The 7,689-nt window shown below is 37.9% G+C and carries 9 protein-coding genes and 1 tRNA gene; 8 read left to right on the top strand and 2 right to left on the bottom strand.

Features of this window, described 5'->3' with window-relative positions:
- Both FJR08_RS16995 and FJR08_RS16990 read left to right on the top strand, forming a co-directional pair.
- Positions 1-557, top strand: a 557-nt coding sequence (locus tag FJR08_RS16995; RefSeq protein ID WP_168633959.1) for a Uma2 family endonuclease, incomplete at its 5' end; no start/stop codon positions are given.
- A 217-nt stretch (positions 558-774) separates the two neighbouring features.
- Positions 775-1,377 (top strand): hypothetical protein, encoded by a 603-nt coding sequence (locus FJR08_RS16990; protein ID WP_015079223.1) that lies wholly within the window; start codon positions 775-777, stop codon positions 1,375-1,377.
- Positions 1,378-1,433: 56 nt separating this feature from the next.
- Here the strand turns inward: FJR08_RS16990 and FJR08_RS16985 are convergent, their stop codons facing one another.
- Complete coding sequence (locus FJR08_RS16985) at positions 1,434-4,133, bottom strand: CBS domain-containing protein (RefSeq protein WP_168633958.1); 2,700 nt, start codon at positions 4,131-4,133, stop codon at positions 1,434-1,436.
- Between FJR08_RS16985 and FJR08_RS16980 the strand changes: the two genes are divergently transcribed.
- The 3 genes from FJR08_RS16980 (at position 4,109) to ribH (ending at position 5,418) form a co-directional block, all read left to right on the top strand.
- On the top strand, positions 4,109-4,426 hold the full coding sequence (locus FJR08_RS16980) for a hypothetical protein (RefSeq protein WP_168633944.1): 318 nt from the start codon (positions 4,109-4,111) through the stop codon (positions 4,424-4,426). The two genes, FJR08_RS16985 and FJR08_RS16980, sit on opposite strands and share 25 nt — an antisense overlap.
- A gap of 117 nt (positions 4,427-4,543) precedes the next feature.
- On the top strand, positions 4,544-4,732 hold the full coding sequence (gene psbZ / locus FJR08_RS16975) for a photosystem II reaction center protein PsbZ (protein WP_015079221.1): 189 nt from the start codon (positions 4,544-4,546) through the stop codon (positions 4,730-4,732).
- 194 nt (positions 4,733-4,926) lie between these two features.
- A complete protein-coding gene (gene ribH / locus FJR08_RS16970) occupies positions 4,927-5,418 on the top strand; it encodes a 6,7-dimethyl-8-ribityllumazine synthase (protein ID WP_168633957.1) in 492 nt (163 codons plus the stop codon).
- Here the strand turns inward: ribH and FJR08_RS23035 are convergent.
- Positions 5,415-5,654, bottom strand: coding sequence for a hypothetical protein (locus tag FJR08_RS23035; RefSeq protein WP_217357528.1), 240 nt, complete (start codon positions 5,652-5,654; stop codon positions 5,415-5,417). The two genes, ribH and FJR08_RS23035, sit on opposite strands and share 4 nt — an antisense overlap.
- Positions 5,655-5,743: 89 nt before the next feature.
- Between FJR08_RS23035 and FJR08_RS16960 the strand changes: the two genes are divergently transcribed.
- The 3 genes from FJR08_RS16960 to FJR08_RS16950 form a co-directional block, all read left to right on the top strand.
- Positions 5,744-5,815, top strand: a tRNA-Gly gene (locus FJR08_RS16960).
- A gap of 202 nt (positions 5,816-6,017) precedes the next feature.
- Positions 6,018-6,425 (top strand): hypothetical protein, encoded by a 408-nt coding sequence (locus FJR08_RS16955; protein ID WP_168633956.1) that lies wholly within the window; start codon positions 6,018-6,020, stop codon positions 6,423-6,425.
- 4 nt (positions 6,426-6,429) lie between these two features.
- The coding region (locus FJR08_RS16950) for a glutamate-5-semialdehyde dehydrogenase (RefSeq protein WP_168633955.1) at positions 6,430-7,689 on the top strand (1,260 nt) is incomplete at its 3' end.

Below are 7,689 nucleotides of genomic sequence, written 5' to 3'. Positions count from 1 at the left end.
TGCATCTAGAGCAAATTATGCTCTTAATCAAATGTCTCAAATGGTTGTGGAAAGATAAAACTGATTTCTATGCTGCGGGAAATCTCACCATTTATTATAGTCCTAATCAGAAAAAATCAGAATATTTCCGAGGTCCAGATTTCTTTGTTGTGCTGGGAACAGAACGCAAAACTCGGAAAAGTTGGGTAGTTTGGAATGAAGACGGTAAATATCCCAATGTAATTTTAGAAATTCTCTCACCAACTACAGTTAATACAGATAAAGAATATAAAAAAGAACTTTATCAAAATACTTTCCGCACACCGGATTATTTTTGGTTTGATCCTTATACACTAGAATTTGCAGGTTTTCATTTATTAGATGGAAAATATCAACCTCTAGAAGCAAATGAAAAAGGACATTTATGGAGTGAACAATTAGATTTATATTTGGGAATTCATGAGGGATTATTGCGGTATTTCACACCAGAAGGAAAGCTAGTTTTTACCCCTGAAGAAACCGCAGAACGTTTAGCAGCAAAACTGCGGGAATTAAATATAGATCCTGATACAATTTAATCTAAAATCAAATGTAGGTTGGGTTAAGCGATAGCGAAGCGCTCCGCAGGAATCGCGCAACCCAACAAAAGTTTTAATAATATGTTTTAATAATATGATGTTGGGTTTCGTTCCGATTGCTCCGCGTTCACGCAGTGTCCCGCAGGGATACGTTTACGTTCCACAACCCAACCTACGGAACTAAACTCTGTTTTTGTAGCAAAAATTAATTATAACTATGCCCTACAGTGATTTTACACTAAAAAAAGTCCGTCAGGATTTAGCGATCGCCATCCATGAAGGAGGACGGTTTTTTCCAGATGTGCCTGTTGTAAAACCTGATGATTTGCTACGTCAAGAACTAGAAGAAGGTTTACCATTGGTACTTGCAAGGGGTAGTGAAAAAGCCCGTTCTGAATGGATTATTAGCCCTGTATTAACAGCAGTTCGACGATTATTAGATCGTCAAATTAGCCTTTTTTCTGGAGAAGATTTTACCGTTGATTCTAGTATTGGACTCAATGGTATTTGTGACTTTCTGATTAGTAAATCACTAAGCCAATTAGAAATTCAAGCTCCAGTAGTTATAATTATAGAAGCAAAAAAAGAAAATCTTAATGGTGGTTTAGGTCAGTGTATTGCAGAAATGGTAGCTGCCCAAAAATTTAATGCTGCTAATAATGTCAACATTCCCATAATTTTCGGTTCTGTCACCAGTGGAACTACTTGGAAATTTTTAAAACTGGAGGGTAATTCAGTCACTATTGATATTACTGAATATCCATTGCCACCAGTTGAGCCAATTTTATCATTTCTAACATGGATGTTATCAGTAAATTAATATTGTATTTGCTGGATGTTTGAATTTGCATATCAACCTCATATTTTTAAGATCAATTACCCAGGATAATGCTTGGCTAAAAATTCTTGTGCTTCCGCTTTATCCTTAATTATACCATCTACAGTCGCAGTTAATAAATCATCAAGCATTTGTTTATATTGGGGACTAGGTTTATAACCCAATTGTTTTAAATCATTCCCATTTAACAGGGGTTGAATATTTCCCCAATTTGTTAAATATTGCCAAATCCGTCTTCTGATTTTGCGGGGACTTTGTAAAGCAATTAAAATTAAAGTCTGCAAATCATATCTTTTGAGTAAATAAATAGTTTGACTGGGTTTTTCAAAAGTCGGTAATAATGTAATTATCTCAGCTTGAATTTGAGATAATTTCTCTAATCTGACAATACTATCATCAACTAATTGCAGATTTTTAGCTACTTTTACCCGATATTCTGGTTGTAAATAGGCAATTAATACTTCTAGACGCATTTGCCAATTTATTAAAGTTTGTTTTTTGTCAAATTTCCTTAAACAGTGTTTTAATAAATTTAATTGTCGAGAAAGTTCCACATCTAATTTTAAAGTAGGATGAATACATTGTAAAGCCCCCAAATTATCCAATAATTCTAAAGCTGATTGCCAATAATCTGCTGCTAATATATATTTTAATTCAGTTTTTAGTCGAGTTTGCAAAGCCGGAGTTTTACTATTTTCTTGACTAGTGCGATCATAAACTCCGCTATTTATGGCATAACGAATATAAGTTTCTGTTTGTGGTTCTAGAGAAAATCCAAACCGCACTGCAAACCGCACACCGCGATAAATCCGAGTCGGATCTTCAATAAAACTATTAGCGTGTAAAATTCTAACTTGCTGATTTTGTAAGTCTATAAAACCACCAAAGAAATCTAATAATTCACCAGCACGAGGAGAAGTTAACCTTAAAGCCATGGCATTAATCGTAAAATCTCGCCGATATAAATCTTGCCGAATAGAACTAGCTTCAACCTCTGGATTAGCTGCTGGGTAAGGATAAAATTCAGTTCTAGCTGTGGCAATATCCACCCATAAGGAATCTAATACTAAATCTTTATGCCATAACAAAGCCGCAGTTTGAAAAGCACCATGAATTTCTAATCTGGCATTTTGATAAATTTGCTGTAAGGCTTTAGCTAATTCTACCCCTGCACCAACGTCTGCGGTTTTATGAAAACCATCAACGACTAAATCAATATCATTAATCATCAAACTGCGATTTTCCGCTTTTGATAATAGCAAATCTCGCACCGCACCACCAACTAAATAAAGATGCCAACCGCGTTTTTCTGCTTCTTGCGATGCTGTAGTCAGTAATTGCCAAAGTTGAGGAGTAAGACGTTTTTCTAATTCCGTACTTAGTCCTAAATCCTGAGAATAATTTTTAATTTTTAATTCTAAATTTTTAATTGTTAACTGATGTAATTCTCTTAAAATATCGGTGCGGGTGACAATACCAACTAATTGCCCATGATCTAATACTGGTAATCTGCCAATATCATAAGTCACCATTAAAGATTCAATTTCTGGTAAAGAAGTGTCAGGGGTAATTGTCTTTAAATTACTTGTCATATAACCTTTAACTGGTGCATGACTAAACCCATGATGTAAAGCAATATCTAAATCCCGTCGGGAAATAATTCCAATTAATAAATCTTGATTATTCACTACAGATAAACCTGAATGTCCATAACGTAATAAAATCCTTTGGGCTTCGGCTATAGTAGTATCAGGGCGAATTGTCCGCACTGGAGAAGACATCAAATCTCTAGCTGTGGGAGGATGGGGAATTTGGGCTTTTAAACCATCTAATAATTGTTGTAAAATTGGCTGGGAATCTGTAGTGCGAAGATTAAAAGATGCGGCTTGGGAATGTCCACCACCACCATGAGGTTGAAATAAGGAATTAAGATTTGTTTGGGGAATTTGCGTTCTGCCAATTACTGTTAAGCGCCAATCATTTTCACTCAAAGGATATTCATTTGCTAACAGTACAGCATCAGATTCTGTTAAATCAATAATTTCCGAAGCTAAACCTGATAAACCGGGGACAAAACCATCGGTTTTTAGTGTCACCCAAGCTATGGTATATCCCCGCAAACAAAGATATTGTAAATTCTCTAAAGCTGCACTTAACAATTGTTGTAATTGTGGTGATAAACCAGGATCACGATAAGTAGAAATAACTGATAAATTTGCCCCTTGCTGCATTAGCCAAGCCAACGCTAAAGCATCTCTGGCTGTAGATTGTTTATAGGTTAATGAACCTGTATCCACATGAATACCCAAAGCCATTACAGTTGCTTGGGCAGAATTTAAAGAAATATTATTTTTTTGCAATTCTTCTACCATTAAGGTAGTTGTCGCCCCCACTTCGTCAATATATAATTGAGTGCTGGGAATGTCTCTTTCCTGTCCAAAATGATGATCGTAAACAATGATTTCTTGGACATTGGGTAAATCGAACCAGATAGCAGCTTTACCCAAGCGATCGCGCTTCTGAGTATCCACAACCATTAAAGAGCGAATTTTTTCAGGATTTACTGAACGTCTTTCAATTAGCGGATACTCGTCACGATGTAACGCTAAAAAGTCCCGTACAGGAGGATGTGCGCCCCCAGTCAAGACAATTTTACTCCCTGGTTTGAGACAAGTTAACCCCACTGCTGCCCCCAAAGCGTCAAAGTCAGCAGTTGTGTGACAAAGAATTAAATCCATATATTTTTAAGATAGGAGTCAGGAGTCAGGAGAAAGAAGGAGTCAGGAGTCAGGAGTCAGGAGTCAGGAGAAAGAAGGAGTTCAGGAGTTCAGGAGTTCAGGAGTCAGGTAACAGAGAATATAATTTTTATCCTAATCAATTTCCCAATCACCAATCACCAATCACCAATCACCAATCACCAATCACCAATCACCAATCACCAATCACCAATCACCAATTACCAATCACCAATCACCTAAAGAAAAAACAGATTGGCGGATCAGAAGTGAGCAACTGTTACAACCAGACGTAAAATATTAATTGATCAGGTGATGCCTTATGAGTTCATAAGGTTCACTGAAAACCCTAGACTGTTTATACAGCAGCAGTTCTGGGAAAACTAAGATTTAGTTATGTTGGGAAAAACAAAATGAGCATAGTATTTCAAATCGCTTTAATATCATTAGTCTTGTTCTCCTTCGTGCTTGTGATTGGTGTACCTGTTGTTTACGCCACTCCTCAAAACTGGGTAGAATCTAAAAAACTACTCTGGGTTGGTTCGGGTATTTGGGCGGCTTTAGTCGTGTTAGTTGGTATATTAAACTTTTTTGTGATTTAGTTGAATGCTTTAATCATTCACTAACGCATACCATATACTCTATTAAGAGCAGAAAAGCTTAGGTAAAGAGTTAAACAGAAAAAATTTTCTTTTTCTAAACGACTTTTTCCTGATTGTGCTTTCCTGCTCTTCTATTTTGATGGCAGAAAAGTATATTGGTAAAGCAGTTATTGTAAATTTATTTAGAGGCAGTTATGGCAGTTTTTGAAGGGAATTTTCAGCACACCGAGTCTTTGCGCTTTGCATTGATCATTGCTCGCTTTAATGATCTTGTCACCATGAAACTCGTAGAAGGATGTAAAGATTGCTTAAAACGTCATGGTATAGATCCTGATCCAGAAGGACAGCAAGTAGACTATGTTTGGGTTCCCGGTAGTTTTGAAGTTGCCAATGTAGCCCGTCAATTAGCAATGTCTGGCCGTTATGATGCCATAATTTGCCTGGGTGCAGTCATCAAAGGACAAACACCGCATTTTGATTATGTATCATCGGAAGTTTCTAAAGGTATTGCTGCGGCCAGTTTCCAAACAGGTGTGCCGGTAATTTTCGGGATTTTGACCACAGATACCATGCAGCAAGCCCTAGAACGAGCCGGCATCAAGAGTAATCATGGTTGGGAATATGCCATGAACGCCATAGAAATGGCGACTCTCATGCGGCAATTACGCCCGAATTTAGCAGGTTAATTGGGTAATGGGTGATAGGTAATGGGTAATTGGTAATTGGTAATTGGTAATTGGTAATTGGTAATTGGTAATTGGTAATTGGTAATGACAACGGACAACTTTACGGGCGAAGCATTTGGAGAACTATTTTTGGCAATGACCGATAATTTATCTTCCACATGCTTCGCCCCTACTGACTTTACGGGCGAAGCATTTGGAGAACTATTTTTGGCAATGACCGATAATTTATCTTCCACATGCTTCGCCCCTACTGACAAAAAAATAATTTAATTTAGGGGTTGACAAACCTGAATATATCTGGAATAATAAGTCTATTGGTGAGTTCGCGGGTGTAGCTCAGTGGTAGAGCGCAACCTTGCCAAGGTTGATGTCGTGGGTTCGAATCCCATCACCCGCTTTCTAGTTAAAGTTGATATATTAAATTAACACTAAAGATTTTCCATCTCTACTAAATTGGTAGATGATGGATTTTTAGGTTAGGAGTTTGTTAGTAGACTTTCCCAGCTATATCATTAGACGTAATTTTAGAGTTTCCCATACTGATTTTCAGGAAAATTGGGGAATAATGTAAAAAACCGCCCAAGTTATTTATCTCGCTTGTGCAACCTCAAAAACCAGATAAAATTGACTTAAATACGGAATACGCTTGTCCTTGTCGTCGCAAGGGACATTTGATTCCTATCACGCTAACAGAAGCTTTTGGATGCGATCGCTGTCAGCAGATTTTTGTTGTCGAAGACAATGGATATGTATTAGAGCAACTTTCTACTACCTATCCATATAAACGTGCTTGGCGTTGGAAAGGTAATAATTGGCAAATTGTTCAACCCGGATTAGGACAAAACTATTTGCCAGTAGCACTCAGCATTATTTTTGTGTTAGTGATTATATGGCTACCATTAGCTCTACGATTGGCTAATAGTTCCAATATCATAGCTTGGACAATTGTAGCAGTGCTATTGGTAATTCTGCCAGCACTAATGGTCTGGCTTACTTACAGACGTTAACTCCATGACAGGTGAAGTGATTGATGATTACCCCGAACCTATGACAAGTGCTAACCGCGCTTTTCAGGCTTCCCTGAAATTGGGAACGACTAAGGGGATAGATAGGAGTCGCGCTGTGTTAGCAATGGCACAAGCGATAGAAAGTGATTTTGATGAAATTCTCGAAGCTAATACTCTGGATTTAGAAGCAAGTCGAGAAATGGCAGTTCCCGAATTAATTTTGGACTGGTTGAAGCTAACTCCCTCTCGGTTGGAGAATACAATCAAAATTCTGCAACGATTGGGAGAATTATCTGATCCTTTACGACGGGTGAGAACTGCTGATTATCAACAGGAAGACTCTCAAAGCTATACTCAATTAATGCCTTTAGGGGTGATTGCCTTTATTTATGAGGCTTTCCCCGATTTAGGGGCGATCGCTGCTGGTTTTTGCATAAAAACTGGCAATAGTATTATTCTTAAAGGTAGTACGGAAGCTAGTAACTCCAATACAGCGATCGCTAACGCCTTGCAAACAGCCATTACTAAAGTCGGATTACCCGCAGGTTGTGTAGAATTAATCACCGCTGAACATGGTGCTTCAGTGCGAGATTTAGTTACCCAAGATCAGTATTTAAGTTTAGTTATTCCCTACGGACGTTCCAGTTTAATTCAACAGGTGGTCAGACAAGCAACCTGCCCAGTGTTAAAATCAGCAATGGGTAATTGTTATCTGTATTGGTCAATCAACAGTAGCTTAGAAATGATTCGCTGGATGATTATGGATAGCCATGAAAGCGAACCAGATCAAGTCAATGCCATTGAAAAAGTTTTAGTGCATCGTCAAGCCTTACCATCTTCCTTATCAGTGCTGTGGAGTAGTTTAAAAGAAAAAGGTTTTCAACTCAAAGGAGATGCAGAACTAGTTGCAGCATTTCCCCAATTGCAATTAGCCAAAGATGAAGAATGGGGAACACCGTATTTAACCAAAACAGTAGCTTTTAAGTTAGTAGATAGTTTAGAAAGTGCGATCGCTTGGATTAATCAATATAGTAGCAGTCATGCTGATAGTATTGTCACAGAGTCTTACCAAGAAAGTCGCCAATTTGCATTAGGAGTAAATAGCGCCTCCACCTACATAAATGCTTCTCCTCGTTTTTCCCGTCACTCCTCACGGGGAGAGGCTGTATTTTTAGGAATGTCCAATCAAAAAGGACATCGCAGGGGATTTATTAGTTTGGAAACATTGACGACGGTGAAGCATATTGTTCAGGGAAATGGACGG

Origin of the sequence: Dolichospermum sp. UHCC 0260 (assembly GCF_009711985.1) — a bacterium.
GTDB lineage: Bacteria > Cyanobacteriota > Cyanobacteriia > Cyanobacteriales > Nostocaceae > Dolichospermum > Dolichospermum lemmermannii.
Note: the sequence above shows the minus strand (reverse complement) of the source record. Positions and strands in the feature narration are given on the sequence as shown.